This window comes from Streptomyces sp. R41 (assembly GCF_041053055.1).
Taxonomy (GTDB): domain Bacteria; phylum Actinomycetota; class Actinomycetes; order Streptomycetales; family Streptomycetaceae; genus Streptomyces.
The window spans coordinates 2,210,546-2,231,435 of sequence record NZ_CP163443.1 but is presented as its reverse complement, the minus strand read 5'-3'; the positions used below and the strand labels follow the sequence as shown (position 1 = coordinate 2,231,435).

Genomic DNA, 20,890 nt, shown 5'->3' with positions numbered 1-20,890 from the left:
CAGCAGCACCCATACGCCAACTTCCCATAAGCCGGATCCATTTCAGTTTCGGAGCGATCACCGTGACGCCTGAATCCCACTCCCCGACCGGTACGGACGACCCCACGCTCGGCCCGCCGCCCGGCTGCCCCGCCCACGGCCTCGGTCCCGGCGGGCTGCACCGCCTGTACGGACCCGAGGCGGAGGACCTGGGAGCCCTGTACGAGAAACTCCGTGCCGAGCACGGCGCCGTCGCGCCTCTGCTGCTCCACGACGACGTGCCGATCTGGGTGGTGCTCGGCCACGGCGAGAACCTGCACATGGTGAGCACCCCCTCGCACTTCGCCCGCGACAGCCGCCTGTGGACCGCCGTCCAGGACGGCACGGTGGCGCCCGACAACCCGCTGATGCCCCTCATCGCCTGGCAGCCCATCTGCTCGCACGCCGAGGGCGACGAGCACCTGCGGCTGCGCGGGGCGGTCACCGGCGCCATGACGACCATCGACTTCCGCAGCCTGCGGCGCCACATCAACCGCTCCACGCAGCACCTCGTCAACCAGATCTGCGAGATCGGCAAGGCCGACCTGGTCGGCCAGTTCGCCGAGCACCTGCCCATGGCCGTGCTCTGCGAGATCCTCGGCATGCCCGAGGACTACAACGACCGCATGGTGCACGCCACTCGCGACCTGCTCAAGGGCACCGAGACCGCGATCGCCAGCAACGAGTACGTCATGGGTGTGCTGATGCAGCTCACCACCCGGCGCCGGGCCAGGCCCGAGGACGACTTCACCAGCCACCTCATCAACCACCCGGCCGGGCTCACCGACGACGAGGTCGCCCAGCATCTGCGTCTCGTCCTGCTCGCCGCGTACGAGGCCACGGCCAACCTCATCGCCAACGTGCTGCGCATGGTGCTCACCGACCCGCGCTTCCGCGCCCAGCTGAACGGCGGCCAGATGACGGTGCCCGAGGCGGTCGAGCAGTCCCTGTGGGACGAGCCGCCGTTCAGCGCCGTCCTTGGCTACTTCGCCAAGCAGGAAACGGAGTTGGGCGGCCGGCGCATCCGCAAGGGCGACGGACTGCTCTTCGCGATCGCGCCGGGCAACGTCGACCCGCGGGTCCGCCCCAACCTCGCCGCCAACATGCAGGGCAACCGCTCCCACCTCGCCTTCGGCGGCGGCCCGCACGAGTGCCCCGGTCAGGACATCGGCCGTGCCATCGCCGATGTCGGCGTCGACGCACTGCTGTTGCGCCTGCCGGATGTGGAACTCGACTGCGATGAGAGCGAGTTGCGCTGGCGGGCTTCGTTGTCCTCGCGCCACCTGGTGGAGCTGCCCGTGCGGTTCGCGCCGAAGCCGCCGCAGGACGTGATGCAGCGTCCCGCCGTCAACGCGGTGCCGCGCCAGCGGCCGAACTGGCAGGTCACGACGGAGAAGGCCGAGCCGGTCGCGCCCGCACCGCAGCCGGTGGCCCCCCAGCCCGCGTCGGCACCGGAACCCGCTCACCGCCTCGGCGCCTGGCAGCGCTTCCTGCGCTGGTGGCGCGGCTACTGAGCCGCCGCGCGGCGAGGGCCGCGGGCCACCCCGGCGGGTCCGGCCGCGGCCCCAACAGTCGTACGACGGCTACGCGTCAGTGGGTGCCTACGCGCCACGAGGCGGCCCTGTGCCACAGGGTGTCCAGGCGTCGCAGGACGCCCACGCGTCGTACGAGGCCCAGGCCTCCAGCACCCGCTCGCTGACGAACCGGTGCGCGTGCCCCGTGACCGGATCGGTGAACTCCAGCACCCGCGCCAGCAGTTGCAGCGGACGCCGGAAGTCACCGGCCGGCACGGGGCCGGTCACCGCCGGGTAGAGCGGATCGCCGAGGATAGGCACGCCCAACGCGTTCATGTGCACCCGGAGTTGATGGGTCTGCCCCGTGCTGGGCGTCAGCCGGTAGCGCCCCACTCCGTCACGGTGTTCGCGCAGCTCGACCCGGCTGACCGCGTTGGGCTCGCCCGCCACCTCCCGGGCGGCCATCACACCGCGCTCCTTCACGATCCGGCTGCGGAGCGTACGCGGCAGGTCCAGCTCGGCGTCGTACGCGGCCACGGCCTCGTACTCCTTGCCGACGCGCTTGTCGCGGAACAGCGACTGGTACGCGCCGCGCTCCTCGGGCCGCACGGTGAACAGCACGAGTCCGGCGGTGAGCCGGTCCAGGCGGTGCGCGGCGCCCAGCGTCGGGAGGTCCAGCTCCCGCCGCAGCCGGGCGAGCGCGGTCTCGGCGACATGGCTGCCGCGCGGGGTGGTGGCGAGGAAGTGCGGCTTGTCGGCCACGACGATGTGCTCGTCGCGGTACACGACGTCGAGCGCGAACGGCACCCGCTCCTCGTCCGGCAGTTCCCGGTGGAACCACACGAACATCCCCGGCGCATACGCCGCGTCGGCGCTCAGCGGTCGCCCGTCCTCCCCGATGATCAGCCCCTCGCCGATCATCCGGTCGATCACCCCGGCCCCCGCCGCGAGCCGCTCCACCAGATGCTCCCGCACGGTGGCCCAGCCCCCGCCCTGCGGCAGCTTGATCCGCACGGGGTCGACCCCGTGGCGCTGCGGCAGGGGGGAGGGCGGGATCCGGGGCTTGCGTCTCACCTGGTCAAGCGTACGAGGCCGGGTGCCTGTCAGGCGTACGCAGGTGCCTCCGCCACCGTCGCCCGCGCCCGGTACGCCCGGTACGCCGCGCCCGCGACCAGCGTCACGCCGAGGAAGAGCAGGGTGAACCACTGGAAGTACCAGTGCCCTCCCGCCGGGTCGTACACCGCGGCGCGGGGCCAGGCGAGGTTGACGGTCATGAAGAGTCCGTAGAGGAGGGCGAGCGCGTTGACCGGGACGCCCCAGCGGCCGAGGGAGAAGAGGGGGCGGCCCTCCTCGTCGACGCCGTCCGAGCCGGGGAACTCGCCGCGCAGGCGGCGCACCAGCAGCGGCCCGGTCACCATCGCGTACGCCAGGTACAGCATCACGATGCAGGTGGTGCCGATCGCCAGGAACGCGTCCGGGGAGGCGAAGTTGAGGAGCAGCAGGGCGGCGGCGAGGATGCCGACGACCAGGGCGGGGGCGCTCGGCATGCCGGTGCGCGGGTTGACCTTGGCGAGGCGGGGGGAGAAGGGGAGCTGGTTGTCGCGGGCCATCGAGAAGAGCATGCGGCAGGCGGCCGTCTGGATCGCCAGCGTCGCCACCGCGATGGCCACCACCACGTCGGCGAGCAACGCACGGCCGACCCCGTCGCCGAGGCTGCTGGTCAGGACGTAGCTCAGGCCGTCGACACCGAGGTGCCCGTCCGTGAGGCTGGGCGCCGCCAGCAGGCCGCCGAGCACGATCAGCCCGCCGAGCAGGCCCGCCGCGCCGAGCGCGGTGAGGATCGTACGGGGCGCGGTGCGGCGCGGATTGCGGGTCTCCTCGCTCATCTCGCCCGCGCTGTCGAAGCCGATCATCACGTACGCCGCCATGAAGGACCCGACCATCAGCGCCCCGAAGAGGCCGGTGCTGCCCGCGCCGGTGTGGAAAGTGATGCCGGGGGAGCGCTCGGAGTGGGTGAGCAGCAGCACGATGATCAGGACCGCGCCGATGATCTCGGCGGTCACGCCGATCCGGTTGATCACGGACATCACACGGTTGTCGACGACGTTGACCAGTGTGGTCAGGACCAGCAGGATCACGCCGAGCACGGCCGCGTTGGCCGCCCCGTCGGGGCTCGTCGGGGCCGGATCGCTGCCCACCAGCTGGAAGCCGGACCAGATCGCCGGCAGCACCATCTGCAACGCCAGCGCCGCCGCCGCGACGACCACGATCTGCCCGATCACCATGATCCATCCGGCGAACCAGCCGAACGAGAGGTTCGACAGGCGCGACGACCACTGGTAGATCGCGCCAGAGATCGGATAGCGCGCGGCCAGCTCCGCGAAGCACGCGGCGACCAGCAACTGGCCCACCAGCACGGCCGGCCAGGTCCAGAAGAAGACCGGACCGCCGAACGCGTACCCGAAGGCGAAGAACTGGAAGACGGTCGTGAGGACGGAGATGAAGGAGAACCCGGCGGCGAACGAGGCGTACCGGCCGAGGCTGCGGTGCAGCTCCTGGCGGTAGCCGAACTCGGCAAGGGAGCGGTCGCCGGAGGACTCCGGCGGGTCGGGGCGTACGTCGGAGGGGGCGGTGGTGGTCACGGCGGCACCTGCCTTCGGCGCGGAAGGGTGGGCGGGATCCGAGCGGAGTTCCTGTCGGGTGACAGAAATTAGGGAGGCCCTGTTTCGCTTGCGTGACGCGGCCATGTCGGGGTCGCGCCGAAGTGCTCACGCCCTTGCGGGCGGCAGAAAATCGCGATACATCGTGTGTATTGACGCTTGCTCTCGATACGCGATATGTTCGGCTACGGATATTCGGGGGCGAGGTGAGGTCATCGTGGCGATGAAGCGGCGCAAGCTGAGCAACCCGCTGGCGCTCGCCGTGCTGACGACGCTCTGGCAGAAGCCGATGCATCCGTACGAGATCGCCCAGACGCTGCGCCGTCAGGGCAAAGACACCAGCACGAAGATCAACTACGGCTCGCTCTACACGGTCGTGCAGAACCTGGAGAAGCACGGCTTCGTGGAGGTCACGGATGTGGAGCGGCAGGGCAACCGTCCGGAGCGCACGATCTACGGGATCACCGCTGCCGGGCGTGAGGAGACGACCGAGTGGCTCTCCGACCTGGTGGCCGTCCCGGCGCGGGAGTATCCGATCTTCGAGACCGCGCTCTCACTGATGGGCGTGCTCCATCCCGATGAGGTGACACGGCTGGTCGAAGAGCGGCTCAACTCCCTTGAAGTGCAGGCCGCGAGCGCCCGGGGAGGTCTGGAGAAGCTGTACGAGACGCTGCCCCGGATCTTCCTCGTGGAGAGCGAGTACCAGCTGCACATGATCGAGGCGCAGGCGGAGTGGGTCCGAGGCTTCCTCACGGAGTTGAGGGAAGGCACTCTGCCCGGCGTGAAGGGGTGGCGGACGTTCCACGAGACGGGGGAGATTCCTCCGGAGTTCCAGGACATCGAGAACGGGGAGGACCGCCCCTTCGAGAAGTGACCCCCATGAAAAAAGACCCCGGCAGAGCTGTTGCAGCAGCCCCGCCAGGGTCTCGAACCCCGAACTGAATCCGCCGTGAGGCAGTTCCAGGCGATCGAGGTGCGGCACACCCAGGATAGCCCGGCGCTCTTCACGCGGATCGGTTCGGCCCTGCCCGAGATCACCGCTCACACAGGAGAGCACTCGCGATGAGTACCCGTGCGCCCGCAGTCGCGGCGCGTCAGCTGATCAAGTCCTATCCAGGCGACGTCACCGCGCTCAGCGGCATGGACGTCACCGTCGAGCCAGGCACCGTCTTCGGACTACTCGGTCCGAACGGCGCCGGCAAGTCCACCACCGTCAAGATCCTCACGACTCTGGCCCGCCCCGACTCGGGCACCGCCACCGTCGCGGGCCACGACGTGCTGCGCCACCCGGACCGGGTGCGCCGTGCGATCGGCGTGGTCGCCCAGAGTTCGGGCGCCGACCCGGTGGCGACCGGCCGGGAGAACCTCCAACTCCAGGGCAGGCTCTACGGGTTGAAGGGCGCCGGGCTGAACCGCCGGGTGGACGAGCTCCTCGACCGCTTCAGGCTCGCCGACGCCGCGAAGCGCCAGGTCAAGGGCTACTCCGGGGGGATGCGGCGGCGCCTGGACGTGGCGCTCGGCCTAGTCCACCGCCCTGAGGTGCTCTTCCTCGACGAGCCCACCACCGGTCTCGACCCCGAGGCGCGCACCGCGATGTGGGACGAGATCGCCCGCCTCGCCGGCGACGAGGGCCTGACCATCCTGCTCACCACGCACTACCTCGAAGAGGCCGACCGGCTCGCCGAGCGCATCGCGATCGTCGACCGCGGACGTGTCGTGGTCGAGGGAGCCCCGGATGCCCTCAAGGGCGAACTCCGCGGCGACGCCGTCCATCTGGAGCTCCGGGACGCGGTCGGCGAAGCCGGTCGTACGCTGCTGGGCGGCGCCCTCACCCGGCTGCCCGGCGTGCACGAGGCGCTGTTCGACGGCCGCCGCATCAGTGTTCGCGCCGACGACGGGGCCGCCGCCGTGCCCGCTCTGCTCGGGGCGCTGGAGCGCGCCGGGGTCGGCGTCGCCGCCGCGACCGTGGCCCGGCCCTCGCTCGACGACGTCTATCTCCGCTACGCGGGCCGCCGTTACTCCGAGGCCGAGGCGGAAGGCGCCGACAGCCTTGTCCTCACCGGAGGTGCCCGATGAGTACCGCTGTCTCCCAGACCTGGTACATGACCCAGCGTCAGCTCATGGTGTTCGTACGGCAGCCCGCGTACATGCTGATCACCCTGATCCAGCCGGTGGTCTGGCTGTTCCTGTTCGGCAACCTCTTCAAGAAGGTCGTCGAGCTCGGCGGTTTCGGCACCACCTCGTATCTCGACTACCTCGTGCCCGGCGTCGTCGTGATGAGCGCGCTCAGCTCCAACATGTGGGCGGGCATGACCACGCTCGACGAGATCCAACGGGGCACGCTCGACCGGTTCCTGACCACACCCGTCAGCCGGGCGGCCCTGATGAACGGCAATGTCGTCAACAACGGCCTGGTCACCGCCTTGCAATCGGTCATCATCGTGCTGCTCGGACTGCTCGGTGGTGCCGATTATCCGGGCGGGATCGGCGGCGTCGCGATCCTGATCATCGCCTCGGTGCTGCTCGGCACGATCTTCGGGGCGCTCTCCAACGCGCTGGGCATGCTGGTCCAGGAGCGGGAGTCGATCATCGGCATCAACACCTTCCTGCTGCTGCCGCTGACGTTCCTGTCCTCGGCCTTCATGGCCCCGTCCCAGATGCCCGGCTGGATGCGGCACATCGCCGACTTCAACCCGCTCAACTGGGCGATGGTGGCAGGCCGCTCGGCGCTGTCCGCGCATCCCGACTGGGGCGACGTGTTCAGCCGGAGCGGCGCGCTGCTCGCGCTCGCGGTGGCGGCGGTGTGGCTGTCGATCCGCACATTCCGGTCGTACCAGCGGTCGGTGTAATGCAGTTGAACAGGAATCGGCTACCGGGCAGTTGAACAGAGGCGGCCACTGAGCAGTTGAACAGGAGTCGGCCACCGGGCAGTTGAACAGAACTCGGCCACCGGGCAGTTGAACAGGCGTCGACCGCCGGGCAGTTGACCAGAGGCGGCCACCGAGCAGGTGGCCGCCTCTGGTCACTCAAGTCTCCAAGCGCCTACGCGGACGCCTCCTGCTCCGCCTCCACCTGCGCGTTCCACTCCCGCTTCGTCGCCTGCCAGCCGTCCTCGTTGTGCCCGAGGCGCCAGTAGCCGGAGATCGACAGGTCCTCGCGCGCGATCTCGCGCTCGACCCGCAGCAGTTGGCGCAGCTCCTTCACGAAGCCCGCCTCGCCGTGCACGAACGCGTGCACCCGGCCCTCGGGGAATGCGAGGGCGCGTACGGCCTCCACCAGGGCCTCGCCCAGGGGCCGGTCCCCGCGGTGCAGCCAGACGACCTCCACATCGGAGTCGATCTTCTGCTCCTCCTCGGGGCCGGAGACCTCGACGAAGGCATGGGCCACCGCGCCGTCGGGCAGCGCCTCCAGGGCGGCCGCGATCGCGGGCAGCGCGCTCTCGTCGCCGGCCAGCAGATGCCAGTCGGCGCTCGCGTCGGGGGCGTACGCGCCGCCGGGGCCCATGAACCGTACGACCTCGCCCGGCTGGACCCGGGCGGCCCACGGGCCGGCCAGACCCTCGTCCCCGTGAATCACGAAGTCCAGGGTCAGCTCGCGCACCTCGGAGTCCCAGGCACGCACGGTGTACGTCCGTGTCACGGGCCACTGGTCGCGCGGGAACTCCTCGCGAATGCGCTGCATGTCGAAGGGCTCGGGGTAGGTGACACCTTCGGCGCCGAACAGCAGCTTCACATAGTGGTCGGTGCTGCTGCCCGCCGTGAACTCGGCCAAGCCGTCGCCGCCCAGCACGACCCGCTGCATATGCGGGGTCAGTCGCTCGGTCCGCACCACCTGCGCGGAGTGGGGCTTCCGGGGCTTGCGTGCCGGGCGCTCTGCCATGACGACCTCCAGATTCACATGCTTAGGCTTACCTAAGTTAGCACCCTTCCCTCTGTGCGACCTATGCGTGAAGCGGTACGACCTATGCCTGAAGAGTTCACCTACGTCTGCAGAGTCGACAGCAACCGCTGCAGCGAGCCGCCCAAGCCCCAGCGTACGGCGAGTTCGTCCAACGCGGCCGGGTCGCGCGGCGCGTGCGGAAGTGCCGTGTCCACATCCGGCAGGGGGACGTCACCGGCGACCTTGACGACCGTGGGCGCGACCGCGATGTAGGGCCGCGACTCGTCGAGGCGCCCCCGCTGCGAGGGAGTCAGCTTGGCCTTCGGGTCGTCGACCGCGGCCATGATCCCGGCCAGATCGCCGAATTCGGCGAGCAGTTTGGCCGCCGTCTTCTCGCCGATGCCGGGCACTCCGGGCAGACCGTCGCTCGGGTCGCCGCGCAGCAGCGCCAGATCCGCGTAACCCGGGCCGTCCACACCGTACTTCTCGCGCAGCCATGCCTCGTCGGTGAGCTGGAGCGTGCCGACGCCCTTGAGGGGATACAGGACGCGCACTCCCCGCTTGTCGTCGACGAGTTGATAGAGGTCGCGGTCGCCGGTGACGATGTCGACGGGGCCGGTGGCCCGCCCGGTGAACGTGCCGATCACATCGTCCGCCTCGTACCCCTCGACCCCCACGCGCGCGATGCCGAGCGCGTCCAGGACATCCTCGATGATCGGCACCTGCGGCGACAGCGTGTCCGGCACCTCTTCCTCGTCCGGACCCACCTCGTGCTCCTCGGCCACCCGGTGCGCCTTGTAGGAGGGGATCAGATCGACCCGCCACTGCGGGCGCCAGTCCGCGTCCATGCAGGCGACCAGGTCGTCGGGGCGGTGGTCCTTGACCAGGCGGTCGATGAATTCCAGCAGCCCGCGCACGGCGTTCACAGGTGTGCCGTCCGGGGCCTTCACGGATTCCGGGACGCCGAAATAGGCGCGGAAGTACAGCGAGGCGGTGTCGAGGAGCATCAGGCGTCGGGTCACGTTTCGCATCATGCCGTACGCCACTGACAGTGACGTGTCCGTACGCCACCGACAACGACGTACGCCACTGACAGTGACCCTCGTGTCCGTCACCGTCCACCACGTAGACCACCGACAGTGACCTTCTTTTCCGTCACCGCCCACCACATCCGTCACCGTCCACCACATAGGCCACTGACAGTGACCTCGGCCACTCCTGTGTTTGCTCCGCGTAAGCGGGGGCAGGCGCGGCATCGGGGCGAACCCGGTTGCGTTTTCAACCGTTCGCACCGGTCCCAGCGTCCACCGAGAGGCACACGTGTCAGCCAGGCTTGAAGCGGAGCATCTGTACAAGGTGTTCGGAAGACGACCAGAAGAGGCGGTCGAGCGGCTCCGGCAGGGAGCCGACCGTGAGGAACTGCGCGCCGACGGCACGACCGCCGCGGTGATCGACACCTCCTTCACGGTGGAGCCGGGCCAGATCTTCGTCGTCATGGGCCTGTCCGGGTCCGGCAAGTCCACGCTGCTGCGGATGCTCAACGGACTTCTGGAGCCGACCGCAGGACAGGTGCGCTTCGACGGCCAGGACCTGACCGCGCTCAGCGCCCGTGAACTGCGCGAGGTGCGCTCGAAGAAGATCAGCATGGTCTTCCAGCACTTCGCGCTGTTCCCGCATCGCAGCGTCCTGGAGAACGCCGCGTACGGCCTGGAGGTCCAGGGCGTGCCGAGTGCCGAGCGCAAGGAACGCGCGACCAAGGCCCTGGAGCTGGCCGGGCTCGCGGGCTGGGAGAAGTCCTGGCCCGACGAACTGTCCGGCGGAATGCAGCAGCGCGTGGGCCTCGCCCGCGCGCTCGCCACCGACGCCGACCTGCTGCTGATGGACGAGTCCTTCAGCGCGCTCGACCCGCTGATCCGCCGCGACATGCAGGACCAGCTGATCGAGCTGCAGAAGAAGCTCAAGAAGACCATCGTCTTCATCACGCACGATCTCAACGAGGCGATGCGCCTGGGCGACCGGATCGCCGTCATGCGCGACGGCCGCATCGTGCAGATCGGCAGCGCCGAGGACATCCTGGTCAGCCCGGCCAACGACTACGTCGCCTCCTTCACCCAGGACGTCGACCGCTCCCGCGTCCTGACCGCCGGCGCCGTCATGGACACGGACGTACGCGGCGACGAGGCGGACTGCGCCTGCGCGACCGCCACGCCCGACACCTCCTTCGTGGACCTCTGCGCGATCAGTGCCCGCCTGTCACACCCGGTCGCGGTGCTCGACAAGACCCGCAAACTCGTCGGAGTCGTCCCGCGTCAGCGGCTCGTCGGCTTCCTCGGCGACGAACAGGGCGCACCCGAACGCTGCGCCAGCCCGCGCGACCAGCGCGACGAGGCGGTGAAGGCCGGTGCCTAGGATCCCCTTCGGCGACTGGGTCAACGACACGGTCGACTGGCTGCTGCACCACATGTCGTGGCTCTTCGACTTCTTCAAGACCGTCTTCCAGGGCACCTACGACGGCATCAACGCCGTCCTCCAGGCTCCCCAACCGCTCCTCCTCGCGGGCATCTTCACGGTGATCGCGTTCTGGCTGCGCGGCACCTCCGCCGCTGCCCTCGCCTTCGTGGGATTCGCCTTCATCGACTCCCTCGAACTGTGGGAGGACGCGATGATGACCCTGTCGCTCGTCCTCGTGGCGACGATCATCGCGCTCGTCGTCTCCGTGCCCGTGGGCATCTGGGCGGCGCGCTCCGACCGGGTGAGCGGCATCGTCCGCCCGGTGCTCGACTTCATGCAGACGCTGCCCGCGATGATCTACCTCATCCCGGCGATCCTCTTCTTCGGCACCGGCGCCCCCGCCGGCATCGTCGCCACCCTGATCTTCGCGCTGGCACCCGGCGTCCGCATGACCGAGCTGGGCATCCGCCAGGTCGACAAGGAACTGGTCGAGGCCGCCGACGCGTTCGGCACCACACCCCGCAACACCCTGCTGCGCATCCAGCTTCCGCTCGCGCTGCCCACGGTCATGGCGGGCGTCAACCAGGTCATCATGCTGAGCCTGTCCATGGCCGCCATCGCGGGCATGGTCGGCACCGACGGCCTCGGCGGCGACGTCAACGAGGCCATCGGCCAGCTCAACGTCGGCCTCGGCTCCGAGGCCGGCGTGGCCATCGTCATCCTGGCCATCTACCTGGACCGCATGACCAGCGCGCTGGGCACCCAGGTCTCGCCGCTGGGCCGCCGCGCCGCCGCCAAGCTGCGTGCCGCGCAGGGCCTGAAGATCTGGTCCTACCGCCCCCGGCCCGCCGTGGCCATGGTGGGCGTCGTCGTCCTCGCGCTGGTCGCGGGCGGCATGGGCATCTTCGGCGGTACGAGCTCGACCTCCACCGCGGCCGACGGCGAGAACGTCGGCCAGGGCAAGAAGGTCACCATCGGCTACATCCCGTGGGACGAGGGCGTCGCCTCCACCTTCCTGTGGAAGGAGGTCCTGGAGCAGCGCGGCTTCCAGGTCGACACCAAGCAGTTCGACGCGGGTCCGCTGTACACCTCGCTCGCCCAGGGCGACATCGACTTCGAGACGGACTCCTGGCTGCCGACCACGCACGAGCAGTACTGGAAGAAGTACGGCAAGCAGCTCGACGACCTGGGCTCCTGGTACGGCCCGACGTCCCTTGAGCTGACCGTCCCCTCGTACATGAAGGACGTCAACTCCCTGGACGACCTCAAGGGCAAGGCCGGCACCTTCGGCGGCAAGATCACCGGCATTGAGTCCAGCGCCGGAATGATGGGCCTGCTCAAGAGCAAGGTCCTGGGGGGGTACGGCCTGGACAAGGAGTACAAGGTCGTCGACAGCTCCACGCCCGCCATGCTGGCCGAGCTGAAGCGCGCGTACGCCAAGCAGGAGCCGATCGTCGTCACGCTCTGGTCGCCGCACTGGGCGTACAGCGACTACAAGCTGAAGAAGCTCAAGGACCCGAAGGGCGCCTGGGGCAAGGGCGACGGAGTGCACACGCTCTCCCGCAAGAGCTTCGCCCAGGACAACCCGGTCGTCGGCAAGTGGCTCAAGAACTTCAAGATGACCGAGAATCAGCTCACCAGCCTGGAAGCCGAGATCAACAAGGCGGGCAAGGGCAAGCAGCAGGACGCCGTGCGCGCCTGGCTGAAGAAGAACCCGGGACTCGTCGACAAGCTGGCCCCGGTCAAGAGCTCGGCGGCCGCCGCCCCGGCCGAGGCGAAGCGCGCGCTGGACGTCGCGTGGTTCCCCTGGGACGAGGACGTCGCCGTCACCTACCTGTGGAAGAACGTCCTGGCCCGCCGCGGCTACACGCTGAACCTCAAGCAAATGGACGTCGGCCCCGTCTACACGGGCCTGGCCTCCGGTGACCTCGACCTCAACTTCGACGCCTGGCTGCCGTACGCCCAGGCGAACTACTGGGACCAGCACAAGAACGACCTGAGAGATCTCGGTACTTGGTACCAGCCGACCTCTCTGGAGATCGCCGTGCCCTCGTACGTGAAGGACGTCAAGTCCCTCGCCGACCTCAAGGGCAAGGCCGGCACCTTCGGCGGGAAGATCATCGGCATCGAGCCGGGCACCGGTGAGATGAACCTCCTCAAGACGAAGGTGCTTCCGGGCTACGGCCTGGACAAGGAGTACAAGGTCGTCGACGGCTCCACGCCCGCGATGCTGGCCGAGCTGAAGCGCGCCTACGCCAAGAAGCAGCCGGTCGCCGTCGTCCTGTGGTCCCCGCACTGGGCCTACAGCGAGTACAAGCTCACCAAGCTCGCGGACGACAAGAAGCTGTTCGGCGAGGGCAACACGATCCGCACCATCTCCAGCGCGAAGTTCCCGGGCCAGTACCCGCAGCTCACCAAGTGGATCAAGAACTTCAGGATGAGCGAGTCCGAACTCGGCAGCCTGGAGAGCGAGATCAAGCAGCGCGGCCAGGGGCACGAGGAGGACGCCGTCGCCGCGTGGCTGGAGGAGCACCCGGACATGGTGGAGCGCATGACTCCGCAGTAGGACCACGCGTGCGTGGGCGGTCCGTCTCGAAACCGACCGCCCACGCACGCGTGAGAGGGCGTTCCCAGGCGGTGAGCAAGACCCGCCGGCGCGTCCCGAGCGGTCTTGGGCGCACTGGTCCTCCGCTTTCGCATCCCGGGCGGCGACGGATGTCGTGCGTGCGGTCCGCGTCAGGCGGGCGGAATCCGGCCTTGGAGAACATCGGTACAGCGGTTGTCGGCGAGAACGATCATGGTTGGCCGGCACACCGCCCGGCGGTGTCGCCGAGGTTCGCCACAACCGCCCCGATCCCGGCGGTACCGGCCATCGGCGGTACCGGCCGGTCGGGGCGGCGCTCGGCCACCAGCGCCTCCGTCAGCTGGGCCCACGCCGTGAGGCCCTCGGCCCGTACCTTGCGGATCGCCGGGCAGGCGACCGACTCGGGGTGCCGGGGGCGTGGCGTACCTGTTCGTCGGTCATGGCCGGCGGGCGGCCGAGTCGGGCGCCGCGAGCGCGGGCGGCATTCAGGCCTTCGTTGGTGCCCTGCACGATGAGCTCGCGGATGAACTCCGCGAGGCCGTGAACACGTGGAAGACCAGGCGCCCGCCGGGCGTGGTCGTGTCGAGCGCCTCGTGCAGCGAGGTGAACCCGATGCCACGCTTGCGCAAACCGGACACGATGGCGATGAGGTCCTGGATGGAACGGGCGAGCCGGTCCAGCGACGGAACGACGAGCGTGTCGCCCTCGCGCAGGAAATCGAGGGCCTTCCACAGTTCCTCGCGGTCGGCGTTCTTGCCGGACTTCTTGTCGGTGAAGATCCGGATGCACCAGAGGCGAAGGGGAGGCCCTGAACCGTCACTCTGGTGGACCCGCCGTCACGACTTCGGCGCGGGCACCAGCCGGCCCGCACTCGCGGTCGACGACACCGGTGGCTACGTACTGGCGTACGAGAAGGATCCGGACAACCACGTCGTGATACGCGTCTACGCGATCTGGGCGCCTTCCTGTCCGGGGACACCGCCCACGCGTACGACGCGCCGCGCACCCTCTCGCGGTGCGCCGAGGGCACGCCGGACATCACCTCCGCGCACGACGGCACGGTCGAACTCACCGGCCACTACCGGGCCGAGTGCGACATGGACCGCCAACTCCGCAGCGCATTCAGGGACTTCACGACCGGGCTCGCCGAGCCCGGCCGGCGCCTCGACCGTGCCCTGGAGTCCTGGGGGACCGGCGGCAACATAGGCGACAGCTCGCTCCCGGAACTTGGGGGAAGGAGCCTGGTGTTGATCGAGGGCCAGCGGTGGCGTGACGACTTCGGGAGCCGGCGGGCGTACGCCTACGATCCCGTGACCGGGCGGGCCGACCGGCTGACCCCTTGCACCCACGGCGGCAGCTGGGCCTCCGCCAACCCCTCGGCGACGCTGCTGATCGATCCGGACGGACATCCGGCCCTGCTGGTCAGCCTTTTCGTGCCGCGCGAGGGAGCGGCGCCGGGGGAGTCGGGACAGCTCGTGTATTGGCGAGAACTGTGACCCTCGCACTCCTTCGATGTGTCAGCGATGTGACGGGTGCATGAAACGGTTTGCCGAACATGCGTAGGGTGCAAACAACTCATCAGAAGTATTGGACCGAAGAAACCGAAGATTCAGCGGACCGACGACGCAAGGGAGGGAGCCGGAGCGATGGGCGACCACAAAGAACAGCCCCTTCGAGTGGGCGCGGCCGTCCGGCGGCGGCGCCGGGCACTGGAGCTCACCCTCGCCGTCGTGGCCGAGCGCAGCGGCCTGTCGGTCCCCTTTCTCAGCCAGGTCGAGAACGAGCGGGCCCGGCCCAGCAAGAGCTCCCTGGAGAGAGTCGCCGACGCACTCGGCACCACCGCGGTCGAGCTGCTCGCCGCCGCCGACCCGGCGTGCAGCGTCGACGTGGTGCGCGCGGACGGCGCGGATTTCACCCCCGAGGCCCGGGTGCGCCCCCTGGTGCGCGGTCACCACCAGTTGCACGCCACAGAGTTCACCGGCGACCACGACGAGGGGCGCGAACTCCAGCACCGCAACGACAAGTTGATGTACGTCGCCGACGGCGCCGTCGAGGTCGAGGCGGAGGGCCGCGCTCATCGCCTCGGACGTGGCGACACGCTGTATCTGACGGGCGGTGTGCGCCATCGGTGGCGGGCGACCGTGCCGGACACCCGGGTGATCGTCGTCGAGGTCGCCGACCACATCGACGCGGTGGAGGACCGGCACGGCTTCGGCAAGCGCTGACCGCTCCCCGGAGGGCCGGTACGCCTTGAGAGCCGGTACGCCTTCGGGCGGTGCCGAGCGCTCCACGGGGGCCGGTACACCTTTGGGTGGCGCTGACCCTTCCGTGGCGGATCCGTGCCGGGCCGCACTGCGATACTGACGCCATGTCCGGCACCTCCGGTTACGCCTTCGACGACATCTCCGAGCACGCCGGCGGGCGCTTCGACGCCCTGGAGAGCTGCTACGACCCGGTTTCCTCCGCCCGCCTCGCCGACCTGGGCGTCGGCCCCGGGACGCGCTGCCTGGAGCTGGGCGGAGGCGGCGGCTCCGCCGCCGTCTGGCTCGCCGACCGGGTCGGTCCGACGGGTTCCGTCCTCGTCACCGACATCGAACCGCGCTGGATGGACGGCCTGCCCGGGTGCGCCAACCTGCGCGTCGTGCGGCACGACATCGGCGCGGAAGAGCTGCCGGAGGGCGGCTTCGACCTGATCCACGCCCGGCTCGTGCTGCCGCACGTGCCCGAACGCAGGGCGGCCCTGGACCGGCTGGTGCGGGCGCTGCGCCCAGGAGGCATGCTGGTCCTGGACGAGTTCGACTGCGGCTGGATCCCGGTGCTCGCGTCCCCCTCGCCCGGGGCGGCCGAACTGTTCGAGAAGACGCATGAGGCGGTGATGGGCATCATCACGGCGGCCGGAGCCGACATGCGCTGGGGCGCGCACGCGTACGCGGCGCTGCGTCGGGCGGGTCTGACCGACGTGGCGTCCGCCACGTACGCGGAATCGTGGCGCGTCGGCTCGCCGGGCGCCCGGCTGCACCAGGTCAACATCCGCCGGCTGGGCGGCCGACTGCCCGAGGAGGGCCTGACGGAGGAGCAGCTGGAGCAATGTCTGCGCCTCCTCGACGACCCCGACTTCGCCGTCAACTCCTATCCGCTGATCACGACTTGGGGCCTAAGGCCATGACGCGTCCCCTGCCTCGCGTGGTGTCGCTCGTCCCGTCGCTCACGGAGGCGGTGGCCGTCTCCGTACCCGGTGCCCTGGTCGGCGCGACGGACTGGTGCAGCCATCCCGCGGATCTCGATGTCGTACGGATCGGGGGCACCAAGAATCCTCAGGTCGACAGGATCGTGCGGCTGGCCCCCGACCTGGTCGTCGCCAACGAGGAGGAGAACCGCGAGCCCGATCTGACCGCCTTGCGCCAGTCGGGAATCGACGTACTGGTCACCGAGGTGCGCGATGTGCCGGGCGCCTTCCGTGAACTGACGCGGGTGCTGGGCGCGTGCGGGGCGGCGACCCGGCCGCGCTGGCTCGACGAGGCGGAGACGGCGTGGGCCGAGCTGCCCGCTCCCGACCGCCGTAGGACCGCGATCGTGCCGATCTGGCGGCGGCCCTGGATGGTCCTCGGCCGGGACACCTTCGCCGGGGACGTGCTGGCCCGGCTCGGAGTGGACAACGTGTACGCGCGCCACGAGGACCGGTACCCCCGCATCCCGCTCCCCGAGCTCAGGGCGGCGGACCCGGATCTGGTCGTCCTGCCCGACGAGCCGTACCGCTTCACCGCCGACGACGGACCCGAGGCCTTCGAGGGCGTGCCCTGCGCGCTCGTGGACGGTCGCCAACTGACTTGGTACGGGCCCTCGTTGGCGCAGGCGCCCCGGCTGCTCAGCGAGGCGCTGCGAGTTCCACCGGGATGAGCCAAGCAGCGGTCGGGCCGACCCGTGGAGGGGCGGTGTCGGCGCCTGGTTGATCGCGGAGCCAAGGCCCGGTGTTCCCGTGGTTCCCTGCAGGATCTGGCACGTGAACACGATGCCTTCGTACCGCAGTACCTCAGATGGGGCCCTGGACGTCTGAGCCCCGGCCGGCGACAGTCCGCCACGACAGTGCAGCTTTGTCAGCGAGTCGTGGTCCTGGTCAACTTCTGTGATCTGCGCGCGCTGAGTGGTAGCTGACGGCTAGAGCGGTGCTCGGGAAGTTGCCGGAGAGCGCGAAAGTGGTCGTCAACCCACCAACTCCGGCCGACAGTTCGGGGCAGCTCAGAAGTCATGCTCCGGCCGGAGGAGTTGCTGTTCCCCTCGCTGCTCGGTGACGATGGCTCACCCAGCCGTGCAGCCGCGCGGCGGCTGCGTAGAACTTCTCGCTTGCGGCCCGCCTGCGCTCCTCCTCCACGTGGGCCTGCGCTGCGAGTCGCGCGACCTGCTCGCCGTGGTGGAGGGGACGCAGGGCCTCGCACTCCTGGGCACGGTGCTGGTCGGCCGGCCGTGGCCGCCATTGTCTCCACACCGTGAGGGCTCGTCGGCCGTCGGCGGTGACCAGGATGGGGCGGCGCTCCCCGGCACCAACCGAGGCCCGCTCCGCGGCCGGCCGGGGGCGTGACCGCGGCCTGCTGCATTGGCATCACCCACGTCACCGGGTCGGGGGACTGCGCCGTCGGCTGCCGGGCCGGACATCCCGGATAAGTGTGACGATCACACCAAGGTGACATGGCGACTCCGAGCCGTCACCACACCTGGCAGGAGGACCCAATCGATGAACCTCACTCTGAAGCGCCTGCTCGGCGTTACCGCGGCGGTGGCCACGGGCGCGGCGGCCCTGCTTGGCACCGGCGCCGGCACCGCCGGCGCCGCCGACAGCGCGTACTGCGACCGCGCCGAACAGGACATGTGGAGCAACGGGCCCAGCCGCAACGTGACCGGCCACCGCTGCAGCATCCCGACCAACAAGAGCCGCTGGTACACCATCGAGATCGACACCCTCGAACAGACCCACTACAAGGGGGACACTCTGGACGCAGGGGTCGACCGGACCGAGACCCTGCACAACAGAACCATCAGGTGCCTGGGCTATACCTCCAGCAACGGCACGGTGAACTGGTTCGGATGCCCACCCGCCTGACACACCCGCCGAAGGCTCCCGTACCGACGCCCCTGCCCCTCGGCCTGGCCGGACCTTCCAGAACGCCGTCGTGCGCACTCGCCGGCAGTCACTTCGACGACTGGCCTGCGTATGCGGCTGCGACTGGCTCCGGGACAGGGGACGACGGACGCGGCGGCCTCGGGCAATGGTGGGGTTGTGGTGCGGCACCCGCCGACCGATCTGGACGACAAAGAACCCCCGAAGAGGACCCCACCGGCACGTAGTGGCACGCCTGTGGCACGGCGCCTGAAACGCCGAAGGGCCAGCCTGGGAGGAAACCCCTCCTGAGCTGGCCCTTCTCTCTGTGCCCCCGGCAGGATTCGAACCTGCAACACCCGCTTAAGGAGTTCGATCCGATCCTGATTCAGCTGCTGTCGGAGACAACAACGGGGCCGCTCGATCCGGGGCTGTTCACTCTCGTCGCCCCAGCGTGCTGGTCCCGGCGGCCGCATCGGTATACCTCCTCCGGGCAGGGCGCCGCATGGCGTCATGATGAGGAATCGCCTTTTCTGGCAGCGTCACCGACCGCATGGCGCGGACCGGGCACCCTGACGGCCGGCGGAAGTTCGAGCCGCTTGTCCATGCCGAGGCGGAAGGTGCCGTACGGGTCGATGTTCGACCAGAACAACGCGGTCAAACCGCGCCGGTCCGCGTCGGACAGCTTCTTGGCCCAGGCCGGTTCGGCGAGGACCTGTTGCAACAGCAGGGTGCTGACGTGGACGAGCGCAGACTGGAGCAGGTGCAGGGCGAGCATCGAGGTCTCGATGTGCTCCTTGTCCGGGCCGGTCAGGGCGCCGTCCTTGCCGTAGTGCAGCACGGTGTTGGCGCTGTCCCGGTTCTCCACGACCTGCAGGCCACCGTGGGTCTCCCGAAGCAGGTCGGGGCTGGCCGGGTAGTAGCAGGCGAAGATCGTGCGTACGGCGCGGCCCAGCTCTTCGAGGGCTTGGTACGTGGGGTGCTTCGGGTCGCGGCGGGTGAAGCGCCTCAGCACCTGTTCGGCCTCGGCCGTCCGCAGCCGGAGCGCGGTGGCGTACTTGACCATCTGGTCGTACTGCTGCTCGATCAGTCCCAGCGGATCGGCCTGGTCAGCGAGCCGCCGAGCGCCGGCCGGCCGGGGCGTCGTCCGGGCGGTACAGGCGGATGCTGCCGATGTTCTTCAGTCGGGGCAGCAGTCGGAAGTTGAGCAGCTCGGTGAAGGCGAACCCGACCACGGAGGCACAGTGCGTGTCCACGTAGTTCGACTCGATCCCGGCGTCCGTGCAGTGGAGTCCGGGGCCAATGAGGACGGTGAAGGCTGGAGGCGCGACGCAAGAGGTTACTTTCATCGAGGCGCTGCGAGCAGCTCGCCGCTGACCAGACCCCGGGCCGTGCGGACGGCCGCCACGGACCAGGCGGCCACGAGCAGTACGTACAGGGCGACCGCGAGCACCTCGAAGGCGACCAGGCCGGTGTGCCGGGCCAGCGCCTCGGCGCCGGTGACGCAGGTCCCCACGGGGAAGGTGAACGCCCACCAGGTCATCGCGAAGCCCATGCCCCGCCGACGGGCCCGCAGCACCATCGCGGTGGCCAGTCCCAGCCACAGCAGCGCGAAGCCCATCACGGGCACGCCGTAGAGGACGGCGAGGGTGCCGAAGCCCTGCTCGTACGGGGCGGGCACCACACCGGGTGCGAAGTCCGCGAACTTGCCGACGGCGGTGGTCGACTGGCCCAGCGGGCCGAGCACGAGGAACAGGGCCGGGGTGAGCGCGAGCGGCAGCGGACCCGTGGTGATGAGCCGCGCGAGGATCACCGGCATCATCACGAAGACGGCGAGCAGGCTCAGCCCGAACATCGCGACACAGGCGAGCAGCAGGGTCTCCCGCGGCTGTCCGGCCGGGAGATGGGGGATGAGCAGGGGGCCGAGGGCCGCGGAGACCATCGGAGCGACGAGGGGGAGGAGCCATACGGGGCTGGCCTGGCCGGGCTCGATGCGGTGGCGGACGACCATGAGGTACGGGACGGCCACGGCGGCGACGAGTCCGATCGCGGTACCGGCGCCGAACAGGACGAAGTCCAGGACGACCGCCGTTCGTGTCCCGATCCAGGCCTGGCCGACGACCAGGGCGCCGCCGCCGACGGCCAGCAGAGCCATCGAGAGGCAGCCGTAGAAAGGGGCCATCGCCGGATCGAGGAGGTGCGCGCGGGCCTGGTCGCGGTGGTAGGTCCAGTGCAGGGCGCGGGCGGCGAGCAGGGCCAGGAGCATCGTGAACGAGAGCGCCCATACGGCCGTGCAGGCGGTCCGCAGGCCCAGAACGTGCCCAGGAAGCCCGGCGCCCGCCGTCGCCACGATCGCGGTGCCCATCACTGAGGCGTACCAGTTCGGCCCGAGGTACCGGACGGCGGCGGCGCGGGGGGTTCCCGCCTTGCGGGACGTACCCGCCTTGCGAAGGGTGAGGGGCTGGGCTGCGGTGACCATGTCCCCACGGTCGCGCGGTGAGGTGCTCCCCACCAGGGAGCATCGTTCTATGAGGGCATAAGCTGGGTTTATGGGCAAGGCGGAAGAGACGGCGGGGCCGACCGGGAACGGGCGGACCGGAACACGGCCGGTCGGACCTGGGCCGACCGGTACAGGGCCTACCGGAACAGAGCCGTTCGAAGCCTGGCCGACGGGAACGGGGCCGACGGGAAC

Annotated in this window: 19 protein-coding genes; 11 read left to right on the top strand and 8 right to left on the bottom strand. The window is 69.7% G+C overall.

Annotation, left to right across the window (positions count from 1 at the left end; genetic code table 11):
• Positions 1-62: 62 nt before the first annotated feature.
• Positions 63-1,532 carry a cytochrome P450 gene (locus AB5J53_RS10575; protein WP_369245365.1) on the top strand — a complete coding sequence of 490 codons (1,470 nt, stop codon included), beginning with the start codon at positions 63-65 and terminating at the stop codon, positions 1,530-1,532.
• An 87-nt stretch (positions 1,533-1,619) separates the two neighbouring features.
• On the opposite strand, the gene AB5J53_RS10570 is transcribed toward AB5J53_RS10575, so the two are convergent.
• Both AB5J53_RS10570 and AB5J53_RS10565 read right to left on the bottom strand, forming a co-directional pair.
• Complete coding sequence (locus AB5J53_RS10570) at positions 1,620-2,606, bottom strand: RluA family pseudouridine synthase (RefSeq protein WP_369245364.1); 987 nt, start codon at positions 2,604-2,606, stop codon at positions 1,620-1,622.
• Positions 2,607-2,635: 29 nt separating this feature from the next.
• On the bottom strand, positions 2,636-4,174 hold the full coding sequence (locus AB5J53_RS10565) for an amino acid permease (RefSeq protein ID WP_369245363.1): 1,539 nt from the start codon (positions 4,172-4,174) through the stop codon (positions 2,636-2,638).
• A 241-nt stretch (positions 4,175-4,415) separates the two neighbouring features.
• Here AB5J53_RS10565 and AB5J53_RS10560 point away from each other — a divergent pair, with 241 nt between their 5' ends.
• From AB5J53_RS10560 to AB5J53_RS10550, 3 genes are all read left to right on the top strand, one after another.
• Complete coding sequence (locus tag AB5J53_RS10560) at positions 4,416-5,066, top strand: PadR family transcriptional regulator (RefSeq protein WP_369252155.1); 651 nt, start codon at positions 4,416-4,418, stop codon at positions 5,064-5,066.
• Between the two features lie 188 nt (positions 5,067-5,254).
• Entirely contained in the window at positions 5,255-6,268 is a 1,014-nt protein-coding gene (locus AB5J53_RS10555) for an ATP-binding cassette domain-containing protein (RefSeq protein ID WP_369245362.1), read from the top strand.
• The gene (locus tag AB5J53_RS10550; protein ID WP_369245361.1) at positions 6,265-7,041 is read left to right on the top strand and encodes an ABC transporter permease; all 777 of its coding nucleotides are present in this window, start codon (positions 6,265-6,267) and stop codon (positions 7,039-7,041) included. The genes AB5J53_RS10555 and AB5J53_RS10550 overlap by 4 nt, the downstream gene beginning before the upstream one ends.
• Positions 7,042-7,234: 193 nt before the next feature.
• Here the strand turns inward: AB5J53_RS10550 and AB5J53_RS10545 are convergent, their stop codons facing one another.
• Both AB5J53_RS10545 and AB5J53_RS10540 read right to left on the bottom strand, forming a co-directional pair.
• Positions 7,235-8,071, bottom strand: coding sequence for a siderophore-interacting protein (locus AB5J53_RS10545; protein ID WP_369245360.1), 837 nt, complete (start codon positions 8,069-8,071; stop codon positions 7,235-7,237).
• Between the two features lie 101 nt (positions 8,072-8,172).
• On the bottom strand, positions 8,173-9,102 hold the full coding sequence (locus AB5J53_RS10540; protein ID WP_369252153.1) for a 5'-3' exonuclease H3TH domain-containing protein: 930 nt from the start codon (positions 9,100-9,102) through the stop codon (positions 8,173-8,175).
• A 289-nt stretch (positions 9,103-9,391) separates the two neighbouring features.
• Here AB5J53_RS10540 and AB5J53_RS10535 point away from each other — a divergent pair, with 289 nt between their 5' ends.
• Positions 9,392-10,480, top strand: a complete 1,089-nt coding sequence (locus AB5J53_RS10535) for a glycine betaine/L-proline ABC transporter ATP-binding protein (protein ID WP_369245359.1) — start codon at positions 9,392-9,394, stop codon at positions 10,478-10,480.
• Positions 10,473-13,088 carry an ABC transporter permease/substrate binding protein gene (locus AB5J53_RS10530; protein WP_369245358.1) on the top strand — a complete coding sequence of 872 codons (2,616 nt, stop codon included), beginning with the start codon at positions 10,473-10,475 and terminating at the stop codon, positions 13,086-13,088. The genes AB5J53_RS10535 and AB5J53_RS10530 overlap by 8 nt, the downstream gene beginning before the upstream one ends.
• Before the next feature lie 503 nt (positions 13,089-13,591).
• Here the strand turns inward: AB5J53_RS10530 and AB5J53_RS10525 are convergent.
• Complete coding sequence (locus AB5J53_RS10525; protein WP_369252151.1) at positions 13,592-13,840, bottom strand: recombinase family protein; 249 nt, start codon at positions 13,838-13,840, stop codon at positions 13,592-13,594.
• Positions 13,841-13,930: 90 nt separating this feature from the next.
• Between AB5J53_RS10525 and AB5J53_RS10520 the strand changes: the two genes are divergently transcribed.
• The 5 genes from AB5J53_RS10520 (at position 13,931) to AB5J53_RS10500 (ending at position 18,201) form a co-directional block, all read left to right on the top strand.
• A complete protein-coding gene (locus tag AB5J53_RS10520) occupies positions 13,931-14,602 on the top strand; it encodes a hypothetical protein (protein WP_369245357.1) in 672 nt (223 codons plus the stop codon).
• A gap of 150 nt (positions 14,603-14,752) precedes the next feature.
• On the top strand, positions 14,753-15,331 hold the full coding sequence (locus AB5J53_RS10515; protein ID WP_369245356.1) for a helix-turn-helix domain-containing protein: 579 nt from the start codon (positions 14,753-14,755) through the stop codon (positions 15,329-15,331).
• 143 nt (positions 15,332-15,474) lie between these two features.
• The gene (locus tag AB5J53_RS10510; RefSeq protein WP_369245355.1) at positions 15,475-16,272 is read left to right on the top strand and encodes a class I SAM-dependent methyltransferase; all 798 of its coding nucleotides are present in this window, start codon (positions 15,475-15,477) and stop codon (positions 16,270-16,272) included.
• On the top strand, positions 16,269-17,003 hold the full coding sequence (locus AB5J53_RS10505; protein WP_369245354.1) for a helical backbone metal receptor: 735 nt from the start codon (positions 16,269-16,271) through the stop codon (positions 17,001-17,003). Before AB5J53_RS10510 ends, AB5J53_RS10505 begins: the two co-directional genes overlap by 4 nt.
• 832 nt (positions 17,004-17,835) lie before the next feature.
• Positions 17,836-18,201, top strand: coding sequence for a hypothetical protein (locus AB5J53_RS10500; RefSeq protein WP_369245353.1), 366 nt, complete (start codon positions 17,836-17,838; stop codon positions 18,199-18,201).
• Positions 18,202-18,709: 508 nt separating this feature from the next.
• Here the strand turns inward: AB5J53_RS10500 and AB5J53_RS10495 are convergent.
• Genes AB5J53_RS10495 through AB5J53_RS10485 form a run of 3 tightly spaced genes read right to left on the bottom strand, consistent with a single transcriptional unit; the run spans position 18,710 to position 20,677 of the window.
• The gene (locus AB5J53_RS10495) at positions 18,710-19,264 is read right to left on the bottom strand and encodes a Tn3 family transposase (RefSeq protein WP_369245352.1); all 555 of its coding nucleotides are present in this window, start codon (positions 19,262-19,264) and stop codon (positions 18,710-18,712) included.
• Between the two features lie 43 nt (positions 19,265-19,307).
• Positions 19,308-19,547 (bottom strand): Tn3 family transposase, encoded by a 240-nt coding sequence (locus tag AB5J53_RS10490; RefSeq protein WP_369245351.1) that lies wholly within the window; start codon positions 19,545-19,547, stop codon positions 19,308-19,310.
• Positions 19,544-20,677: a TDT family transporter gene (locus AB5J53_RS10485; RefSeq protein ID WP_369245350.1), complete on the bottom strand. Its 1,134-nt coding sequence runs from the start codon at positions 20,675-20,677 to the stop codon at positions 19,544-19,546. Before AB5J53_RS10485 ends, AB5J53_RS10490 begins: the two co-directional genes overlap by 4 nt.
• Between the last annotated feature and the right edge of the window lie 213 nt (positions 20,678-20,890).

Coding starts and splice junctions, on each gene's coding strand:
- AB5J53_RS10560 (WP_369252155.1), top strand. CDS start 4,416: ATGAAGCGGCGCAAGCTGAGCAACCCGCTGGCGCTCGCCGTGCTGACG.
- AB5J53_RS10555 (WP_369245362.1), top strand. CDS start 5,255: ATGAGTACCCGTGCGCCCGCAGTCGCGGCGCGTCAGCTGATCAAGTCC.
- AB5J53_RS10550 (WP_369245361.1), top strand. CDS start 6,265: ATGAGTACCGCTGTCTCCCAGACCTGGTACATGACCCAGCGTCAGCTC.
- AB5J53_RS10545 (WP_369245360.1), bottom strand. CDS start 8,071: ATGGCAGAGCGCCCGGCACGCAAGCCCCGGAAGCCCCACTCCGCGCAG.
- AB5J53_RS10540 (WP_369252153.1), bottom strand. CDS start 9,102: ATGCGAAACGTGACCCGACGCCTGATGCTCCTCGACACCGCCTCGCTG.
- AB5J53_RS10515 (WP_369245356.1), top strand. CDS start 14,753: ATGGGCGACCACAAAGAACAGCCCCTTCGAGTGGGCGCGGCCGTCCGG.
- AB5J53_RS10510 (WP_369245355.1), top strand. CDS start 15,475: ATGTCCGGCACCTCCGGTTACGCCTTCGACGACATCTCCGAGCACGCC.
- AB5J53_RS10505 (WP_369245354.1), top strand. CDS start 16,269: ATGACGCGTCCCCTGCCTCGCGTGGTGTCGCTCGTCCCGTCGCTCACG.
- AB5J53_RS10500 (WP_369245353.1), top strand. CDS start 17,836: ATGAACCTCACTCTGAAGCGCCTGCTCGGCGTTACCGCGGCGGTGGCC.
- AB5J53_RS10495 (WP_369245352.1), bottom strand. CDS start 19,264: ATGGTCAAGTACGCCACCGCGCTCCGGCTGCGGACGGCCGAGGCCGAA.
- AB5J53_RS10490 (WP_369245351.1), bottom strand. CDS start 19,547: ATGAAAGTAACCTCTTGCGTCGCGCCTCCAGCCTTCACCGTCCTCATT.
- AB5J53_RS10485 (WP_369245350.1), bottom strand. CDS start 20,677: ATGGTCACCGCAGCCCAGCCCCTCACCCTTCGCAAGGCGGGTACGTCC.